Origin of the sequence: Nocardia sp. NPDC023852 (genome assembly GCF_040639505.1) — a bacterium.
GTDB lineage: Bacteria > Actinomycetota > Actinomycetes > Mycobacteriales > Mycobacteriaceae > Nocardia.
The window spans coordinates 21,424-40,370 of record NZ_JBFAAB010000038.1 but is presented as its reverse complement, the minus strand read 5'-3'; the positions used below and the strand labels follow the sequence as shown (position 1 = coordinate 40,370).

Sequence of the window (18,947 nt, the reverse complement as noted above, 5' to 3'; positions counted from 1 at the left end):
GTCCGAGCGGCCGACGCGTTCGCGACGAAGTCGCCAGCGGCGGTCGCTCGGACGCGAGCCATCAGGGGGCCGCGAACACGCCGCGCCCGCGCGGCCAAATTACCGCCAACTGGGTAGCCAGAGGTGGTCGTGCCAATTGCCCGGCGTGATGGGTAACCCGGTAAGGATCGGCCACAACCAGATGAAATTGGCGATCACTACGCCGAGGTAGAGACAGACCGCGAGCAGGCCGAGGGCGTGCCTTTCGTCCGGGGCCACCGGCAGATAGGTGCCGACGGAACTGCGCGGCACGGTTGTTCGCCGAGTCGACCCGAGCGCGTCACCGAGCGCCAGCGCGACACCCATCGCCAGGAACGGCGCGAGGGCCACGGCGTAGAAGTAGTACATCTGCCGGTCCAGGGTGAAGAACCAGGGCAGCAGGGCGGCGCCGTAACCGGTGAGTACCGCGGCGTATCGCCAGTCGCGGCGCACCGCTGTGCGCCACAGTGCCCAGGCGAGCATCGGTAACGCGATCCACCAGATGGCGGGCGTGCCGATCAGCATCACCGCTTTCACGCACTGTGGCTGGCTGCATCCGGTGACGTTGGTGTCGGCGTAGTAGTAGAGCATCGGTCGCAGCCCCATCGGCCAGGTCCACGGCTTGGACTCCCAGGGGTGATGGTTGCCCGCCGAGTTGGTGAGGCTGTCGTGGAACTGCAGCACCTCGCCGCTGTAGAACCACAGCGAACGTAGTGCGTCCGGTATCCATGCCATCGGACCCCCGGTGCCCACCTGATTGCCCACCGCGTATCGGTAGACGCCGGTCTCGCTGGAGAACCAGGCCCAGTAGGTCGACAGGTACACACCGAGCGGCACGAGCACCAGCGCGTACAGGGCAGGCCCCACATCGCGAACAGCCGTGCCGAGCCAAGGGCTGCGCACTCCGTACGCCCGCCTGGTCGCCAGATCGAAGCAGACGCTCAGGAGGCCGAAGGCGACGATGAAGTAGATCCCGGACCATTTCGTGCCGCACGCTGATCCGAGCAGTACGCCGGCGCCGAATCGCCACCAGCGCACGCCCAACCGCGGGCCCCACGGGGTGTCATCGATGCGGCCTTCGGCGTCGGCCTTGGCGATCCTCGCCCGCACCTCGTCGCGGTCGACGATCAGGCAGCCGAAAGCCGCGGTCACGAACAGCGCGAGGAATATGTCGAGCATGCCGATGCGAGACGAGACGAAGGTGAGGCCGTCCGCGATCAGCAGGATGCCCGCGATCGCGCCGACCAGAGTGGAGCGCGACATCCGCCGCACGATCCGGATCACCAACAGCACCAGTAGGGTTCCGGCGACCGCGGAGGCGAAGCGCCAGCCCCAGCCGTTGTAGCCGAATATCGCCTCCCCGATCGCGATGAGTTGTTTGCCGACCGGCGGGTGCACCACCAGTCCGTAGCCGGGGTTGTCCTCCACCCAGCCGCCTGTGAGCATCTGCCAGCCCTGTGGGGCGTAGTGCTTCTCGTCGAACACCGGGGTGCCCGCGTCGGTCGGATAGTTGAGCATCGTAAAGCGGGTCACCGCCGCGATCGCGGTAAGGAACGCCGTGACCAGCCAGCCGCGCAGGCGGTCGGTCGGTCCGAAGTCGGGTGACGGCCGCAGCGGTCCGGGGCTCGACCAGGAGGGCACGGCCCCGAACGGTGCGGTCACGCGCTGGTCGGTCACCTGGGTCACGCCCCGATCGTATGCTGTCCCGCCTCTCCGGGTCTTCAGGCCGTACTAGTCGGGCGACGAGGGATTTGCGTTCAGGTCCTGCGTCGAGTGCGGGCCGAGCGCTGGGGGTACCCGGCGAGTTGCCCATGTACTCGCGAGATCAATTCGTTTCGCGGCGAAGGCCGCGCATACCTTAAGGTCTGCTGCGTAGCTCGGTGAGGGTTGTCACGGGCGCATGGGGGATGCCTCCATCGCTGTGGTCCGGTGGATCCGCCGCTCCGGGAGAATGTATGTGAAGAGGACAGGAGTGTGGTGACGGAGGCGACGGCAGGGCGGCTGGTGCTGGCGGCAACGCCCATGGGTGACATCGGCGACGCGTCACAGCGGTTGCGGGACGCGCTCTGTTCCGCCGATGTCGTAGCGGCCGAGGACACCCGGCGGACCAGGGCGCTGGCAAAGGCACTAGGGGTGGAGATCACCGGGCGAGTGGTGAGTTTCTACGACCACGTGGAGATCAGCCGGATTCCGGCACTGCTCGAGGACATCGAAAGCGGGCGCACAGTGCTGCTGGTGACCGACGCGGGCATGCCGTCGGTCAGCGATCCCGGCTATCGGATGGTCGCGGCGTGCGTCGCACGCGACCTGCCGGTGACCTGCCTGCCCGGCCCCTCGGCGGTGACCACGGCACTGGCGTTGTCGGCCCTGCCCGTGGAACGGTTCTGCTTCGACGGATTCCCGCCGCGCAAATCCGGCCAGCGCCGGGAGTGGTTGCGTACTTTGGCCGGCGAGCCGCGGGCCTGCGTCTTCTTCGAGGCGCCGCACCGCCTCGCCGACTGCTTGGCCGACGCGGTCGAGGTACTCGGCGCCGACCGCCGTGCCGCCGTCTGCCGTGAGCTGACCAAGACCTACGAGGAGGTCGTCCGCGGCACCCTTGCCGAACTCGCCGCCTGGGCGGTCGAGGGCGCGCGCGGTGAAATCACGGTGGTCTTGGAGGGCGCCCAGCCGAAATCGGTTGACCCCGCCGACCTGGTCGACCAAGTCGAAGCCCGCACCGCCGCCGGCGTCCGCCTCAAAGACGCGTGTGCGGAAATCGCTACCGTTCACGCCGTCTCCCGCCGCGAACTCTACGACGCCGTCCTCGCCGCCCGCCGCCGCGCCGCGGACACCTGACCGTTGCGTGAGTCTCAGCACTTGTCGGTGCTGAGGTTCTTCCTGCGTCATCGACTGCTGCCCGGCCCGGAAAGGGCCGTGGTCTTACGCGGTCTCGGCGAGGCGTTTCGCCTCTCCAGGAAACTTCCCGGCGAGGACCACATGTTCGGGTTCGGTGTCGGCGAGCATCGCGGCCAGCAGATTCCCGGCCGCGTTGTGGTCACGGTCATGCACCACACCGCAGCCGCGGCACTCCCCGAGCGACCGACGGAGTGCAGACGTGGGTGCATGTGTGAAGTACTGCACCATTGTGCGAAGTGGGGGCAGTAGGGGCGGGGAGCGGGGAGGGCGGCATGATCATTTGTATGACTTCTCTGGAGAGCAAGGCGAAGGCGTTTCTCGAGTCGCATCGGCCAGGGGATCCCGGTGTTTTTCCGACGGTGTGGGATGCCTGGTCCGCGAAAGTCGCTGTGGCGGCGGGGTTCTCGGCGTTGACGGTGGGTAGTCATCCGGTTGCCGATTCGATCGGCCGCCCGGACGGGGAGGGGATGACGTTCGCCGAGTCCTTGACTCGGGTTCGGCAGATCACCGCGGCGGTGGACGTTCCGGTGTCGGTCGACATCGAGTCGGGGTACGGGCTCGAGCCCGCGCAGCTGATCGAGGGCCTGCTCGAGGCGGGCGCAATCGGGCTGAATATCGAGGACACCGTGCACAGCGAGGGCGGGCGGCTGCGCACCGCGCAAGAACATGCCGACCTGGTACGCGGATTGCGGCAGTTCGCCGACGCGTCCGGCGTGCACGTGGTGGTCAACGCCAGAACCGATCTGTTCATGCGAAAGGACGGTGACGATGCCGACCGTGTCGATCGCGCCATCGAGCGCCTGAAACTGGCCGCCGATGCGGGCGCGGACGTGCTGTTCCCGGCGGGACGCCACGCCGACGCCGATATGCGCCGCCTGACCGCCGAACTGCCGCTGCCGATCAGCGCCACTGTTCTCCCGGACCAAGCCGACAAGGCCGCTCTCGCCGACCAAGGCGTCGCCCGCATCAGCTTCGGCCCGTTCCTGCAGTTCGCGCTGACCGCCGAGATCGACCGACTGCTCGACCGCTGGAAGTAAGCACGTAACGGCCACACTCCTCCGTCTTCGCACGGGAGGCGGAGGAGTGTGACCTGCGCAGCATTTGGCAGGATCGAACCGTGCGGGTGCTTGTGATCGGAGCGAGCGGGACGCTCGGCAGTGCGGTGGCCACGGCGCTGGAAGGGGCCCATCAGGTAATTCGAGCCTCGCGCAACGGACCGGTTCAGGTCGATGTGTCGGATCCGTCGTCGATGGACGCGCTTTTCGCTGAACTGCCGTACCTGGACGCTGTCATCTGCTGCGCCGCCAGTGGGCCGCTCGTCGACCTCGCCACGGTGACCGACGACGAGATCGTCGCCGGCATCCAGGGAAAACTGCTCGGACAGGTCGCGCTGGCGCGCCGCGCGCTGCGGCACCTGCGCGACGGCGGTTCGATCACCTTGACCGGCGGGACATTCGTCGCACCGTTTCCGGGTGCTTCGCTGGGCGCGCTCATCAATTCCGGTCTGGAAGGTTTCGTTCGCAACGCCGCCGCCGAACTTCCGCGTGGGCTGCGCATCAACCTGATCAGCCCGGGATGGATCCGCGAGACCTTGGTCCGGCTGGGTATGGACGCGACACCGGGCACGCCCGTCGCCGAGGTGGCCGATGCTTACGTGCGAGCCGTCGAGGGTGTGGCGCAGGGCGAACTCATCCGGCCATGAATCGCCAAGCGGCGGGACGGCGTCAGGTTCGAACGGGTAGACCGAGCACCGTCGTGACCAGCTGGATGAACAGTGGTGCCAGCTCCGGCACCCGTGCGGGCCCGTCGGACACGATGACCCGGCGCGTCCGCTCGCCGATCGCGTCCGGGATCAGCGCGATCAGCTCGTCCGAGATCTCCGGTAGCGCCGGATCCGCCGAGCGAGCCTCGTCGTAGAACACCCGATACAGCTGGGCGAACCGGTCGACGGCCAGGTCACGGTAGCCGACGGCGGCCTCGTTCACCTTGAAGGACTCCACCAGCACCAGCCGCGTGAAATCCGGCTCGGTGGCGACGGTCCGGCAGAATGTCATGACGATCGATTCGATCTTGGCGTACGCATCGGCGGTCGGTGGGAGCTGGGCGAGTTCCTCTGCGATTCGGGTTGCGACGATGTCGACCCCGGTGTGCACCGCCTCGGCGAAACATTGCTCTTTGTTGGCGAAGTGATCGTAGAAGGTGGTGCGCGAAACCCGCGCGCTGGCAACGATGTCGGTGAGTGTGGTCGCGGAGTAGCCTTTGCGGTCCACGCATTCGACCATCGCCTCCACCAGCCTGCCGCGCTGCGAGGTGAGAACGGCTTCGCGCGCTGCGCGATGCCGCTCGGCGAAGCTCGTCCGCTGGTTTGACGCAGTCGCATGCTCCTGGCGCATGTATGCCCTCTCTGTACCGGAACCGATACCGAACGGGACGTCGTTGTTCCGATCGCACACGGTCCGGGCGGCATCTGGCCGCGGACCGGTGTTTCATTATCCGACAACACGTTCCGTGGCGGACGAAGTGGTCGAACCGGCCCGCCTTCCGCACGTGGAGGGTACCGTCGGACCTGCTCGAAGTACTGTCCGGTACAAACCTGGGGAGAGTGCGGTGAAGAAGCTGCTGGAGAACGCCGCAGCGGCGTTGGGCGCGTTGCTGTTCGGCGTATTCCGACTCTATAGCGATCGACGGGTCCAGGATGCCGCGGAGACGTTTTCGGCGCGGCTCGTCGGTCGACCACTGCCGCGCCCCGTGGTGGTCCGACAGTGTGTACCGACGCGGCACGCCATGGTCCGGCGCCGCCGCGGTGCCGGAACAGCGTGAGTCAGTCTTTCGGCTCGAGGTACTTGGGATACACCGGTTCCGGCGCGGGCAACGCCACATCGGGCGCGATCGGCGTCGCGATGTCGGCGAAGGTCCGGTTCTGCTGGCCCAACTGATCGAGGATCCGGCCCGCCGAACCCGGCACCACCGGCTGCACCAGGATCGCGACGATCCGCAGCACCTCCAGTGTCACGTACAGCACGGTGGCCTCGCGGGCCAGATCCTCCGGCGTGCCGGACTTCGCCAGCGCCCACGGCGCCTGCGCGGAGAAGTACTTGTTCGTCTCACCGAGCGTCAGCCAGATCGCCTCCAGCGCGAGATGCATCTGCTGGGCGTCGAATTCGGTGCGGCAGCGCTCCAGCAGGCCGGCCGCGAGGTCGAGCAGGGCGCGGTCGTCATCGCTGAACTCGCCCGGCTTCGGCACCACGCCACCGCAGTCGCGTGCGACCAGTTTGGTACTGCGTTGCACCAGATTGCCGAACTCGTTGGCCAAATCGCTGTTGATTCGGCCGACGATGGCCTCGTGGCTGTAACTGCCGTCCTGACCATAGGAGATCTCGCGCAGCAGGAAGAAGCGCACCGCGTCCAAGCCGTAGTTCTCGACCAGCTCCAGCGGGTCGACGACGTTGCCGACCGACTTGGACATCTTCTCGCCCTTGTTGTACAGGAACCCGTGTACGAACACGCGTTTCGGCAGCTCCAGACCGGCCGACATCAGGAACGCCGGCCAGTACACGGTGTGGAACCGAGTGATGTCCTTGCCGATGATGTGCACGTCGGCCGGCCAGAACTTCTGGAAGGCCGTGGATTCGGTGTTCGGAAAGCCGACACCGGTGACGTAGTTGGTCAGCGCGTCCACCCACACGTACATCACGTGATCCGGGTGGTCGGGCACCGGCACACCCCAATCGAAGGTGGTGCGTGAGATGGACAGATCCTTCAGACCCGCCTTGACGTAACTGACTATCTCGTTGCGACGCGTTGCGGGCGCGATGAACTCGGGATGCTCCTCGTAGAGCGCGAGCAGCTTGTCCTGGTAGGCCGAGAGTCGGAAGAAATAGTTCGACTCCTCGGTCCAGGTGACCGGTGTCTTGGACTCGGAGGATATGCGGGTGCCGTCCGCGAGCACCACGGTCTCCTCCTCGGTGTAGAACGCTTCGTCGCGCACCGAGTACCAGCCCGAGTAGTTGCCGAGGTAGATGTCGCCGTTGGCCCGCATCCGCTCCCAGATCGCGACGCTGGCGGCCTGGTGGTCCTCGTCGGTCGTGCGGATGAACCGGTCGAAGGAGATGTCGAGTGTCTTGTCCAGTGCCTCGAACACGTCCGAGTTGCGTGCCGCGAGTTCCTCCACCGGGATGCCCTCGGCGAGCGCGGCCTGCTGCATCTTCTGGCCGTGCTCGTCGGTGCCGGTCATGAAGAAGACGTCGTACCCGTCGAGCCGCTTGAAGCGCGCGATGGCGTCGGCCGAGATGTACTCGTACGCATGCCCGATGTGCGGCGCACCGTTCGGGTACGCGATGGCCGTGCTGATGTAGAAGGCGGGACGGTCAGCTTCGCTCATGGTGTGTCTACTGTAATGTGCGTGCTTTCCTTCGCTCGCGTGAGCATCCCCGGCGTCCCTCCGCGGATCGCCGCGCCAGGATCCGGCATTCGGTCCACGGTTCTCGGCGGCGGTCGCCGATGAGCGCCGAACGCCCCGCGCCGAAATTGCCCGAGCCGCTCGCGCCGCTCGTGGACGCGCACACCCACCTGGACGCCTGCGGGGCCGGCGACGCGGCCTCCACCGCCGTGATCGTGGACCGTGCCGCGTCGGTCGGCGTCGGCCAAGTGGTCACCGTTGCCGATGACCTGGCCGCCGCGCAGTGGGCTGTGCGGGCCGCGCACTGGGACGATCGCGTGTTCGCCGCCGTCGCACTGCATCCGACCAGGGCGAACGCTCTCGACGACGCCGCGAAGACGGAGCTGGAGCGCCTGGCCGCCGACCCGCGTGTGGTCGCGGTCGGGGAGACCGGCCTCGATTACTACTGGCCGGGCAAGCTGGACGGCTGCGCCGATATCGAGACACAGATCGAGGGCTTCCGCTGGCACATCGACCTGGCAAAGCGAATCCGCAAACCCCTGATGATCCACAACCGCGAGGCCGACCACGACCTGCTCACGGTGCTGCTGGACGAGGGCCCGCCGGACACCGTGATTTTTCACTGCTTTTCCTCGGACACGAATATGGCGCTGTCCTGTATCGCCGAAGGCTACATTCTGAGTTTCTCCGGGTCGGTCAGTTTCAAGAACGCGCATGAGCTACGCGAAGCGGCCAAAGTCGTGCCAGACGATCAGATTCTGGTCGAGACGGACGCGCCGTATCTGACCCCGCATCCGTTCCGCGGCGCGCCGAACGAGCCGTACTGCCTGCCGTACACGATGCGAGCGCTGGCCCAACTACGGGAACAGGATCCCGTGGAATTGGCGAAGATCACCACCGCCAACGCACGTCGCGTCTATCGCATCTGACGCCGACCGTTTCCGGTCGAGATTCCGCACGCGCATATCCAGGTGACATACCCGAGTGCCCCCAAGAGGCGGGGGTATGTGCGATGTGTCCTATATCACTTCGGATGCTCCGATTTGTGATTTACCTGCGACGTCTATATCTGTTCGTGATATTGAAAAGGCGCTGCTCCACAGCTTACGGTTGCCGGATCCCTACCTCTTCGTTATCGTCCTGTGACCATGTCTCCATTCGCGAGGATCAACCAGTCGCGTTCCCCGCTGCTCTACGCGGCGGTCGGTGCGCTCCTGCTGACGCTGATCGTCGGCGCCGGACTCGCGATTGTGAATCGTAAGACGGTGACCGTCGTCGTGGACGGCGAAAAGCTGTTCCAGACCACCATGTCGCGCGATGTGCGCGGCGTGTTGAAGACCGCGGGCTTCGCGGTGAGTGACCGGGACAAGGTGGCTCCGGCGCTCGCCGCGCACATCGGGAACGGCGCGACCATTACGTTGAACCGCGCCCGTGAGGTCGACCTGCTGGTCGACGGGATGACCCAGAAGGTGTGGACCACCGGACTGACCGCGGGGGAAGCGCTCGAACAGCTCAGGATTTCCTCGGAGGTGTACGTCTCGCCCGCGCGCACCGAGAAACTGCCGCTGGCGGGCGCGGCGCTGCGGATCGCGACCCCGCACACGGTCGCGCTGACCGACGGCCTCGGCAACGCGGTGGACGTGCGTCTGGCCGCCCCCACCGTCGGCGAATTCCTCACCGTCGCGGGTATCCCGCTGATCGAGCAGGACTCCGTCGAGCCCGTGGCGTCCACCCCGCTGACCGACGGTCTGCGAATCAAAGTGACGCGCAAGCGGGTCGAGCACCGCACCGAGACGGTGCCGCTGGACCCGCCGGAGAACATCATCGAGGACCCGACCATGAACATGAGCCGCACGGTGGTGGAAACCACCGGCGCGCCCGGCGTCCAAGACGTCACCTTCGCGGTCACCATGGTCAACGGCAAGGAAGTGCACCGCGAGCCGATCGGATCGACGGTGAAGGTGACCGCGCAGCCGAAAACCGTCCGCAAAGGCGCCAAGCCGGGAACCGAGGTGCCGCCGGTGCGCGACGGCGCGATCTGGGACGCGCTTGCGCGGTGTGAATCGACCGGCAACTGGGGGATCAACACCGGCAACGGCTATTACGGCGGCGTGCAATTCGACCAGGGGACGTGGGAGCGGCAGGGCGGTCTGAAGTACGCGCCACGCGCCGACCTGGCCACCAGAGAAGAGCAGATCGCCGTCGCGGAGGTCACCCGCGCGAGGCAGGGCTGGGGCGCCTGGCCCGCGTGCACCAGCAGGCTCGGCATCAACGACTGACCGACGTGTCCCGTCACGCAAGGCGGAACGCGCGTGTCAGGGCAGCTGTGGGAAGCGAATGATGCATAGCGTCTCGAAACGGAGAATTACGTGTCACGACGCCGGGAGTCTCACTGACGGGGAGGCAGCCGCGGGCCGCGAGCGCCCGACCACGGCGGTCGGAGACGTCGCGGTCACGGCCGGGTTGGTAGGTTTCCGACGTGTCCGAATCTGAAATTGCCGCTCGTGGGAGTGCCGCGTTGCTCGGGCCCGCCGAGGTGCGGGCGCTGGCCGAGCGGCTCGGGGTGCGGCCGACCAAGCAACTTGGGCAGAACTTCGTGCACGACGCGAACACGGTGCGGCGGATCGTCGCGGCCGCGGGGGTGGGACGTGCGGACGTGGTACTCGAGGTCGGGCCCGGTCTCGGCTCGTTGACCCTCGCGCTGCTGGACGTAGTGGATTCGGTGGTCGCGGTCGAGATAGATCCTGTGCTCGCCCGGCATCTGCCGGTAACCATCGCGGACCGCGCGCCGCGGCTGGCCGAGCGGCTGTCGGTGGTCGAGGCGGACGCGTTGCGGGTTGCCGCCGCGGATCTGCCCGCCGCGCCGACCGCCCTCGTCGCCAACCTGCCCTACAACGTCGCGGTGCCGGTCCTGCTGCATCTGCTGGCCGAATTGCCAAGCATCGCAGTCGCTTTGGTGATGGTGCAGGCCGAGGTTGCCGATCGGCTCGCCGCCGAGCCCGGCAACCGGACCTACGGTGTGCCCAGCGTCAAAGCGGGCTTCTTCGGCGCGGTCCGGCGCGCGGGCGCGGTCGGCACCCAGGTGTTCTGGCCGGTTCCGCGCGTCGACTCGGGTCTGGTCCGGATCGAGCGCTACGCCGAGCCGCCCTGGCCGACGGACATCGACCACCGCCGCCGGGTCTTCGAAGTCGTCGACGCAGCCTTCGCGCAGCGTCGCAAGACCCTTCGCGCCGCACTCGCGACCTGGGCTGGCTCGCCCTCCGAAGCCGAACGCCGCCTGCTCGCGGCCGGTATCGCCCCCACCGCCCGCGGTGAAACCCTGGACACCGCGGCCTTCGTTCGCCTCGCGGCCCAGACGTAGCGCAGCGCAAACCGTTGTGGCTCCGCACACAACAATTCTTGGTGTGTGCGGAGCCACGCCCTTGTGCGAAGGAGTATCAAACGGCGAGTTGGTAGCCGGCTTCGTCTACGGCGGCGATGATCGTGTCGGTGGGGATCGGGGTGGTGCTGTCGACTCGGACCGCGCCGCTGGCGAGGTCGACGTCGACGCTGGTGACGCCGTCGATCTTTCCGATCTCGGTCTTCACGGAGCTGACGCAGTGCCCGCAGGTCATCCCCGTGACGGTGTAGGTGGTGGTGGACATTGCCGACTCCTCAGCTCGACGGTGATCATACGGCCGGGGGGTATACCGGCCGCAACAAAACATACCCCCTACGGGTATAAATCGCAAGGGCGCTCTCGGCGGCCGCGACGTGCGACTATGCACCCCAGCTCCGCATGGCTAGCTCGGCCACCTTCTCCAGTTCGGCCCGGCTCGCGCCGTCCGTGGCTGCCTGGGACATGCCCTGCATGACGGTACCCACGTAGCGGGCCAGCGTGTGCGCGTCGAGGTGTTCCGGCAGGATGCCCGCGTCGATGTCGACCTGGATACGCGCGGCGAACGACTCGATGTTCCGCTCGCGCATGCCTCGCAGCAAGTCCGCGATCTCGACGTTGGTGGTGTTGACTCCCGCGTTGATCACCAGGCAGCCGTGCGGGCGGTCAGGCCTGGTGTACTCCGTGGCCGCTTCGCGCAGGATGCGCCGGACGGTTGCCTCGGCCGTCGGCTCCTCGGCGAGTGCGCGCGCGACGAACCCGCCGTAGCGCGCGCCGAAGTTCGCGACGGCCTCGACGAACAATGTCGCTTTGTCGCCGAACGCCGCGTACAAGCTCGGGGGCCCGATGTCCATGGCGGCGGTCAGGTCCGCGATCGAGGTGGCCTCGTATCCGCGCGCCCAGAACAGCAGCATGGCCTGTTCCAGTGCCGCGTCCCGATCGAAGGATCGGGGCCGTCCCCGGCTCGCTGTGCTCACGCCACCCATTTTATAGCGATCACTAGAGAATGTGGTAACTTGCCTTCTGTAGCGATCGCTAGAGAAAGGTTCCGTGATGGGCGCACTGACGGGCAAGACGGCATTGGTGACCGGAGGCAGTCGAGGGATCGGTCGGGCGGTCGCCGAACGGCTGGGTCGCGACGGCGCGCGGGTGGCAGTCCACTACCACAGCAACGAGAAGGCGGCCGAAGAAGCCGTCGCCGCGATCGAGGCCGCAGGCGGTGAGGCGTTCGCCATCCGCGCCGAACTGGGCGTGCCCGGCGACGCCGCGGCACTGTGGGCGGCCTTCGACACCCACGCCGACGGTCTGGACATCCTGGTGAACAACGTGGGCATCGACGGCATCCGCGAGTCGATCACAGGCACCGACGAGGCGGCGTTCGACCGGGTCTTCGCGGTCAACGCCAAGGCGCCGTTCTTCGTCACACGGCTCGGACTCGATCGACTTCGCGGGGGCGGACGGATCATCAACATCTCCACGGGTCTCACTCATGGCGCGCACATGCCGCAGCTGATCGCCTACACCATGTCCAAGGCGGCGATCGACAGCTTCACCAGCGTGCTCGCCAAGGACGTCGGAGCGCGCGGCATCACGGTGAACGCGGTAGCGCCCGGTGTGATCGACACCGACATGAACGCGTCGTGGCTGCGCAATGCCGAAACCGAGGCGACGGTGGCGGCCTGGTCCCCGCTCGATCGGGTCGGTCAACCCGCCGATGTGGCCGATGTCGTCGGTTTTCTCGCCTCCGACGACGCACGGTGGGTGACCGGGCAGTGGATCGACGCCACCGGTGGTGCGCTGCTGTAAACGAGCCGAGCGGTCGGATGGTGCAGCGGTTATGCGGCTGCCTCGGCTTCGTTCGGCCCGGCGCGGGCTGCGGATGGACTTCTTCCAGCCGCGCCCGTTATGCGGCTGCCTCGGCTTCGCGCGGCCCGACGCGGGCTTCGGGCAGACTTCGTGCGGCTGAGCCCATTAGGCTTGAGCACCGTGCTGTCAGTAGTGCCGAGTCCCGTCGCCGTGCGCGCGCCGTCGAAGGTGAACCTCCATCTCGGAGTCGGCGATCTACGTGCCGATGGCTATCACGACCTGACCACGGTGTTCCAGGCGCTGTCCCTGAGCGACGATCTGCGGATCGCTCCGTCGGCTTCGCTCGCCGTGCGGGTCACGGGTGAAGGCGCCGCGGACGTACCGACCGATCGTAAAAACCTGGTGTGGAAGGCGGCCGTCCGGCTCGCGCACATCGGCGGACGGGCCCCGCTGGTGGAAATCGCCATCACCAAGGGCATTCCGGTGGCGGGCGGCATGGCGGGCGGCAGCGCGGACGCCGCCGCCGCGCTGGTCGGGCTGAACGCGCTGTGGGATCTCGGCCTGTCCAGGGACGAGCTCGTCGCGCTGGCGGCCGAACTCGGCAGTGACGTGCCGTTCGCGTTGCACGGCGGCACCGCGCTGGGCACCGGCCGCGGCGAACGGCTGCTTCCCGTGCTATCGCGCAACACGTTTCACTGGGTGCTCGCCCTCGCTAAGGGTGGCCTGCCGACTCCGGCCGTGTTCGCCGAGCTCGACCGCTTGCGTGAGCTCGGCAAACCGCCGCGGCTCGGCGAACCACAGCAGCTGATGCAGGCGCTGGCCTCTGGGGATCCACAACAGCTCGCACCTCTGCTCGGTAATGATTTGCAGGCGGCGGCGCTGTCGCTGAAGCCGGAACTGCGCCGCACCCTGCGTGCTGGTCTGTCCGCGGGCGCGCTGGCCGGACTGGTATCCGGCTCCGGGCCCACCTGCGCCTTCCTCTGTGAGAGCGAGGAATCCGCGGTGTCGGTGGCGGCCGAACTCGCGGGTGCGGGCGTGTGCCGCAGTGTCCGGACGGCCAGCGGCCCGGTACCGGGTGCGCGCATTGTCAGCGACGGGCCGTCGGGAAAACACTGATCCTGCACTACACCCAGGCTGGGCGGAACGCAGAGCTGGGCGCAACCCATCGACGCCCGGGTGTCAGTGTTCCGGTATGGATGTTCAGGAGACGGCGTCGGCCAGGCGATCGACCTGATCGGCATCGCGCCCGTAGCAGTAGAACATCACCTCGTCGACGCCGAGGTCGTCGAATTCCGCGAGGGCCGCGCGGATTTCGGTCGGCGTCGTCAGCATTCCGGCGAGCACGGTCTCGGCGTAGTCGCTGAACTCGTAGTATGCGCCCATGGCGGCTCGGGCGTCGTCGATCACGTCCTGTGGGCCGAGCGCGACGTTGACCTGGGCGACGATGCGTGGCTCACCGGACCTGCCGTTGTCCTTCCAAGAGCGGCGCACCGTGTCGAACAGTCTGCCGGCCCAGGACGGCGGCACGGCGGCGAGGAACCCTCCGCCCCAACGGCCGACTCGGTCGAGTGCGGCTGGCTGAAAGCCGCCGAACAGGATCTCCGGGCCTTCGGGTCGCAGTGGTGCCGGGCCGATCGGCCCGCACTCGGTGCTGTAGGGCTCACCCGCCCACAGGCGCCGCATGATCGCGAGCTGCTCGTCCATCCGTCGACCGCGGGTGCGCAGGTCGGTGCCGGAGGCGAGGTGGTCATCCGCGCGACCGCCGACGCCGAGGCCGAGCACCAGGCGTCCGTCGGACATTCGATCAAGTGTCGCAACCTGTTTCGCGAGCAACACCGGATCGCGTAGTGGCGCGAGCAGCACTTCGGTCTGTACGCGGACGTGGCTGGTGGCGCCGGCGACCATGGCCAGCGCGATGAGTGGTTCGGGGTTGCCATAGACCAGCCGGTCGAGCAGGCCGAGTGTGCGGAACGGGCCCGCGTCGGCGCGCCGGGCCCAGTGGAGCAGGGCGGCGGGATCGGAAATGGGCAGGCCGAGGCCGACGTGCATGGAATACCTCCAACAGAGCAAAGGGAAAGGAAGGGTGCCGCCCGCCGACACCTGGTTGCGACGAGGTGGGCTCCCATGCTGCGGCAGTACTTTCTGGGGAGCGCCGGATCGGATTCCTTGGAACGAACGGTGTTCGTCGAGATCATTCTGAACGAACAACGTTCGTTTCGCAAGTCTCGTCGGCGCGTTTCCCCGCCGTTCGCCGGGCGGAGGATCGGTCGGCACGGTCGGTACGCTGGCTCCGGGCACATATCAGCCCGCCGCCGCAAGACCCGGAAGGATCCATGTCCAACCTGATCAATCTCGAGCAGGTCCACAAGAGCTTCGGGATCACCCCACTACTGGACAATGTGTCGCTCGGCGTGCACGCGGGTGAACGGATCGGCGTAGTCGGCCTCAACGGCGGCGGGAAGACCACCCTGCTCGAGGTGCTCACCGGCATCGAGGCGCCCGACCGCGGCCGGGTCAGTAGGGTCGGCGGGCTGCGCTCAGCGGTGGTGACGCAGCGCGGCGTCCTGCCCGAGGGCTCGACTGTCGGCTCGGTGGTGCTGGCCGGTCTGGCCGACGACGCCATGACCGACGATATGGCCGAACACGAATGGGCTGCCAACCCCCGCATCCGCTCGGTGCTGGACGGCATCGGCATCGCCGATCTAGGCATGGACGCCCCGGTCGACAATCTCTCCGGCGGCGAGCGCCGCCGGGTCGCGCTCGCCGCCGCGCTGGTGCGTGAACTCGACCTGCTCGTGCTGGACGAGCCGACCAACCACCTCGACGTGGAAGGCGTGCAGTGGCTGGCCGAGCATCTGCTGAGCCGCCGCAGCGCGCTGGTCGTGGTGACCCACGACCGCTGGTTCCTCGACACCGTCGCCACCAACACCTGGGAGGTGGTCGGCGGCAAGGTGGAAAGCTACGAGGGCGGATACGGCGACTGGATCTTCGCCCGTGCCGAGCGCGCCCGCCAGGCGGACTCCTCCGAGGCGCGACGGCGCAACCTCGCCCGTAAGGAGCTGGCGTGGCTGCGGCGCGGCCCGCAGGCGCGCACGTCCAAGCCACGCTATCGGGTTGAGGCCGCGGAGTCGCTGATCGCCGACGTCCCCCCGCCGCGCGACAGCGTCTCGCTGGCCGCCTTCGCGCGAAAGCGCCTCGGCCGCGTGGTGATCGAACTGGAGGACGCCACCCTCGCCACCCCGGACGGCAGGGAATTGGTGCGCGACCTGACTTGGCGGCTGGCGCCGGGGGAGCGGGTCGGCCTGGTCGGCGTCAACGGGTCCGGCAAGACGACGCTGCTGCGCGCGCTGGCCGGAGACGACGGCGCACACGGCACCGTGCTCGCCGAGGGCAAACGGATCCAGGGCCAGACCGTGCAGATCGGGTGGCTTCGCCAAGAACTCGACGACCTGCCGACCGATCTGCGTGTGTTGGAGGCAGTGCAGCAGGTCGCGCAGCGAATCACGCTCGGCGACAAGGAGGTTTCGGCGGGTCAGCTGGCCGAGCGGCTCGGCTTCAGCCCCGCCCGCCAGCGCACTCCCGTCGGCGACCTGTCCGGCGGCGAGCGCCGGCGCCTGCAGCTGACTCGCATCCTCATGTCCGAGCCGAACGTCCTGCTGCTCGACGAGCCGACAAACGACTTGGATATCGACACCCTGCAACAGCTGGAGGATCTGCTCGACAACTGGGCGGGCACCCTGGTGGTGATCAGCCACGACCGCTACCTGATCGAGCGCATCTGCGACTCGACCTGGGCGCTGTTCGGCGATGGAAAGCTCACCAATCTGCCCGGCGGCATCGAGGAGTATCTGAACAAGCGCGCGGCCCTCAGTGCGGGCCGAGTCCGCGCCACCGCGCCGGAGACCAAGCCTGTCGACGCCTCGGCCACCGATTCCGCGACCTATCGTGCGGCCCGCAAGGAGCTGACCCGCCTCGAACGCGCGATCGACAAGCTGTCCGACCGGGAACAGCGTCTGCACGCCGCGCTGGCCGACGCCTCCACCGATCCGGACAAACTGGTCACCTTGGGTGCGGAGCTCAAACAGGTACTCGTGGAGAAGGAGACGGCCGAGGAGCGCTGGTTGGAACTTGCCGACGGCGTGTAGCCCACGCGCCTAATGCCCGGAGGCGCGTCCGTCCTGCACGACAACCGGCAGGCAGGTCCGCACGAAGTCCTGGCCGAAATCCGTGAGCACCACGCTGCGATAGATCACCTTGGTGCCGAACCCGGAGCGCTTCAGCATCTCCCGCACCGGCGACTGCGCCTCCAGCAGCTGATAGCGGTTCGGATTGCCGATCGGCTCGCGCGTGTGCTCGACCAGGCCGAGCCTGCGCAAGTTGGTCAGGTACTGCTGGATCCGATTCGGGAAGCGCAGGCCCGCCTGCTCGCCGACCAGCGTGAGCATCGAGCCGATTCGTTCCGCGCCGAGCGCACGCGGACGCCCGGTGCGGACATCGATCGAGGGCTGTGGTCCGTCCAGACGCAGGAAACGCAGAATGCGCGCCTCGTCCGGGGTCAGTTCGGCGAGCATGCCCGCGAAGGCCGGGTGGTTCGTGTCCTCGTCGTGCGTGCTCGCCGACAAACGCAGAAGCGCGGCGCCCTGCTCACGCAGCGTCGGCACACCGTCCTGCGCAGGCGTTTCCGGGGTTGTGGGCAGTCCGAGCACCTTGCGCATCGCGTCGCGCACCTCGGACTCGGCCTCAGCGAACACTTCTCGGGGCGGCGCGCCCTCGATGCTGCGCCGCACGACGGTGGAGGCGACGCCGACCGCGGTGCCGACACTCCAGGCGGTAACCTCGGCGACAGCGGCCCAGGCGACCAGGGCGACACCGGTCGCCGCACGCACGGTGGCGACGGGTACCGATATCCGTGGAGGTAGTTCGCTGGTACGAACGACGTCCGAGGTGGGCCGCCGTGCGATCTCCCGGGATGGCCCGGCGTTCGCCTCCGTCGCGTCGGGGTGCTCGACGGCTTCGATGTCGCCGCCGTCCGGACCCGCTACAGCCATGATGTCGCCACTCCTGTTCCGAAGATCAGGATATGAGCGTATCCGGCAAACAGCCCGAGCACGCCGCCATGCACGAAAAGCAACCATTCATCCTGTTTGATGGCGGCTCTCAGCATGTCTACGAAATCCGGGGGCGACAACGCCGACATCTGTTTGGCGATGTACTCGTTGATCTGCCTGCCCTGACGGATGTTGAACTCGGGGTCGGCGAACGCGATCGGCGCGATAGCCATGGCCTCGGTGGTGAGCGTCGATTGCAACGAGTCGTATTCGCGACTGCCGAGCACGAACTTGACCGCGGAGCGGGCCGGTCCGAGCGCGCGATCGGCGGCGGGTCGCAAAGTGTCCTCGAGCATCTGCATGGTGCGATCGGAGCGCGGGCCGTTGAGCAACTCGTCGCCGATATTCGCCACGGTGATCACCTGACTGGACACCAATTCCGCGTAGCCATCGGTGATTTCGGATTTGCGTTTGATCAGTAGACCCTGCCGCCACGGGCACCACCACTTCGGATAGGCGGGCGCGAAGATCATGTTGATCCCGATCCAGTTGACTACCCAGCCGATGATCACCCCACCGATCGGCAGCACGACGAGGCTGGACCATCCGGTCGTATGCAGGACGGCGACCAACACCGCGCCCATGGGCGCGCCGAAGTAGAAACCGAAGTTCTGCATGAATCGCAATTCCTTGGCGCCGAGCACCTGGAACAGCGTGTTGAGCAGGTGCGGGCGGGCCTGGAAGTACCGGATCACCATCTGCTTCACATCGAGCAGCTGATCGATATTCGCGCCCAATTCTTCGGTGAGCTCGCGCAGGATCTCCGGCAGTTGCTGGCGCACCCTGGCGTGCACCATGTCACGGACCTGATTCGGCAGGTTGTACCAGAGCTGGGGATGTTCGCGCCGCAGGATTTCCTCGACGATGTCCTTGATCTGCGCATCGGCGATGCCGGCCAGATGCTCGGCCAGCTTGTCCGGCTCCAGCTCGCGGTAGAAGTCGGCGACGCTGCCGAGTTTGGCAAGGCCCTTGTCCACCGCGATGCTGGCCATCTTGTCGGCACGCGACGGGACGATGCCCTGCCAACCGAATCTGCCGTCGTAGCTCAGCAACGGCAGTACTTGAATTCGTTTGGGGAGGAACGGATATAGCGCGCGCAGGCCAGGGACGTGAATGCCGTGGAAGGCGACGGGCTTGAAGAGCATGAGCACGCCGGTCCAGTTGGTGATGTAGCCGATGACCCCCGTGAAAAGGGGGATTGTCACAAGCTCGAGGAGGAACGTGGGGTGGATTCCGAAAACGCTCTCTAACACGACACCTCCTGCCGATACACCGGTGACCGCCGCCTCACCGGCACCATAAACTAGCACTCTCTCGGCAAAGCAACGCGATTGCGAGCGGAGGA

Annotated in this window: 18 protein-coding genes and 1 pseudogene; 10 read left to right on the top strand and 9 right to left on the bottom strand. The window is 67.2% G+C overall.

From position 1 onward, the window contains the following. Positions 1-99: 99 nt before the first annotated feature. Entirely contained in the window at positions 100-1,704 is a 1,605-nt protein-coding gene (locus AB0H00_RS29880) for a phospholipid carrier-dependent glycosyltransferase (protein ID WP_357272835.1), read from the bottom strand. Positions 1,705-1,992: 288 nt separating this feature from the next. On the opposite strand from AB0H00_RS29880, the gene rsmI reads away from it, so the two are divergent. Continuing rightward, positions 1,993-2,853: a 16S rRNA (cytidine(1402)-2'-O)-methyltransferase gene (gene rsmI / locus AB0H00_RS29875; protein WP_357272833.1), complete on the top strand. Its 861-nt coding sequence runs from the start codon at positions 1,993-1,995 to the stop codon at positions 2,851-2,853. Between the two features lie 84 nt (positions 2,854-2,937). Here the strand turns inward: rsmI and AB0H00_RS29870 are convergent, their stop codons facing one another. Next, positions 2,938-3,069: a hypothetical protein gene (locus AB0H00_RS29870; protein ID WP_357272831.1), complete on the bottom strand. Its 132-nt coding sequence runs from the start codon at positions 3,067-3,069 to the stop codon at positions 2,938-2,940. A 128-nt stretch (positions 3,070-3,197) separates the two neighbouring features. Here AB0H00_RS29870 and AB0H00_RS29865 point away from each other — a divergent pair, with 128 nt between their 5' ends. Next, positions 3,198-3,950, top strand: coding sequence for an isocitrate lyase/phosphoenolpyruvate mutase family protein (locus AB0H00_RS29865; protein WP_357272829.1), 753 nt, complete (start codon positions 3,198-3,200; stop codon positions 3,948-3,950). An 80-nt stretch (positions 3,951-4,030) separates the two neighbouring features. Further along, on the top strand, positions 4,031-4,615 hold the full coding sequence (locus AB0H00_RS29860) for a short chain dehydrogenase (protein ID WP_357272826.1): 585 nt from the start codon (positions 4,031-4,033) through the stop codon (positions 4,613-4,615). A gap of 22 nt (positions 4,616-4,637) precedes the next feature. Here AB0H00_RS29860 and AB0H00_RS29855 read toward each other — a convergent pair whose 3' ends face one another. Then, positions 4,638-5,306, bottom strand: coding sequence for a TetR/AcrR family transcriptional regulator (locus tag AB0H00_RS29855; RefSeq protein WP_357272824.1), 669 nt, complete (start codon positions 5,304-5,306; stop codon positions 4,638-4,640). Positions 5,307-5,520: 214 nt separating this feature from the next. Between AB0H00_RS29855 and AB0H00_RS29850 the strand changes: the two genes are divergently transcribed. Continuing rightward, the gene (locus AB0H00_RS29850; protein WP_357272822.1) at positions 5,521-5,733 is read left to right on the top strand and encodes a hypothetical protein; all 213 of its coding nucleotides are present in this window, start codon (positions 5,521-5,523) and stop codon (positions 5,731-5,733) included. A 1-nt stretch (position 5,734) separates the two neighbouring features. Here the strand turns inward: AB0H00_RS29850 and metG are convergent. Beyond that, a pseudogene (metG, locus tag AB0H00_RS29845) lies at positions 5,735-7,348 on the bottom strand (methionine--tRNA ligase); the annotation flags it as partial. Positions 7,349-7,413: 65 nt separating this feature from the next. Here metG and AB0H00_RS29840 point away from each other — a divergent pair. The 3 genes from AB0H00_RS29840 (at position 7,414) to rsmA (ending at position 10,673) form a co-directional block, all read left to right on the top strand. Then, on the top strand, positions 7,414-8,241 hold the full coding sequence (locus AB0H00_RS29840; RefSeq protein WP_357272820.1) for a TatD family hydrolase: 828 nt from the start codon (positions 7,414-7,416) through the stop codon (positions 8,239-8,241). A 219-nt stretch (positions 8,242-8,460) separates the two neighbouring features. After that, the gene (locus AB0H00_RS29835) at positions 8,461-9,591 is read left to right on the top strand and encodes a transglycosylase family protein (protein ID WP_357272818.1); all 1,131 of its coding nucleotides are present in this window, start codon (positions 8,461-8,463) and stop codon (positions 9,589-9,591) included. 200 nt (positions 9,592-9,791) lie between these two features. Beyond that, the gene (gene rsmA, locus AB0H00_RS29830) at positions 9,792-10,673 is read left to right on the top strand and encodes a 16S rRNA (adenine(1518)-N(6)/adenine(1519)-N(6))-dimethyltransferase RsmA (protein WP_357272815.1); all 882 of its coding nucleotides are present in this window, start codon (positions 9,792-9,794) and stop codon (positions 10,671-10,673) included. 76 nt (positions 10,674-10,749) lie between these two features. Here the strand turns inward: rsmA and AB0H00_RS29825 are convergent, their stop codons facing one another. Together AB0H00_RS29825 and AB0H00_RS29820 are read right to left on the bottom strand one after the other, a co-directional pair. After that, the gene (locus tag AB0H00_RS29825) at positions 10,750-10,956 is read right to left on the bottom strand and encodes a copper ion binding protein (RefSeq protein WP_357272814.1); all 207 of its coding nucleotides are present in this window, start codon (positions 10,954-10,956) and stop codon (positions 10,750-10,752) included. 115 nt (positions 10,957-11,071) lie between these two features. Further along, a complete protein-coding gene (locus tag AB0H00_RS29820; RefSeq protein ID WP_357272812.1) occupies positions 11,072-11,665 on the bottom strand; it encodes a TetR/AcrR family transcriptional regulator in 594 nt (197 codons plus the stop codon). A 76-nt stretch (positions 11,666-11,741) separates the two neighbouring features. Here AB0H00_RS29820 and AB0H00_RS29815 point away from each other — a divergent pair, with 76 nt between their 5' ends. Together AB0H00_RS29815 and AB0H00_RS29810 are read left to right on the top strand one after the other, a co-directional pair. After that, a complete protein-coding gene (locus tag AB0H00_RS29815) occupies positions 11,742-12,494 on the top strand; it encodes an SDR family oxidoreductase (RefSeq protein WP_357272810.1) in 753 nt (250 codons plus the stop codon). A gap of 180 nt (positions 12,495-12,674) precedes the next feature. Then, positions 12,675-13,610, top strand: coding sequence for a 4-(cytidine 5'-diphospho)-2-C-methyl-D-erythritol kinase (locus AB0H00_RS29810; protein WP_357272808.1), 936 nt, complete (start codon positions 12,675-12,677; stop codon positions 13,608-13,610). Positions 13,611-13,694: 84 nt separating this feature from the next. Here AB0H00_RS29810 and AB0H00_RS29805 read toward each other — a convergent pair whose 3' ends face one another. Next, positions 13,695-14,543: an LLM class flavin-dependent oxidoreductase gene (locus AB0H00_RS29805; protein ID WP_357272806.1), complete on the bottom strand. Its 849-nt coding sequence runs from the start codon at positions 14,541-14,543 to the stop codon at positions 13,695-13,697. Positions 14,544-14,827: 284 nt separating this feature from the next. On the opposite strand from AB0H00_RS29805, the gene AB0H00_RS29800 reads away from it, so the two are divergent. Further along, entirely contained in the window at positions 14,828-16,639 is a 1,812-nt protein-coding gene (locus AB0H00_RS29800) for an ABC-F family ATP-binding cassette domain-containing protein (RefSeq protein ID WP_357272803.1), read from the top strand. Between the two features lie 9 nt (positions 16,640-16,648). Here AB0H00_RS29800 and AB0H00_RS29795 read toward each other — a convergent pair whose 3' ends face one another. Next, the gene (locus tag AB0H00_RS29795) at positions 16,649-17,542 is read right to left on the bottom strand and encodes an Abi-alpha family protein (protein WP_357272801.1); all 894 of its coding nucleotides are present in this window, start codon (positions 17,540-17,542) and stop codon (positions 16,649-16,651) included. After that, complete coding sequence (locus tag AB0H00_RS29790) at positions 17,533-18,807, bottom strand: hypothetical protein (RefSeq protein WP_357272799.1); 1,275 nt, start codon at positions 18,805-18,807, stop codon at positions 17,533-17,535. The genes AB0H00_RS29795 and AB0H00_RS29790 overlap by 10 nt, the downstream gene beginning before the upstream one ends. Positions 18,808-18,947 lie beyond the last annotated feature (140 nt).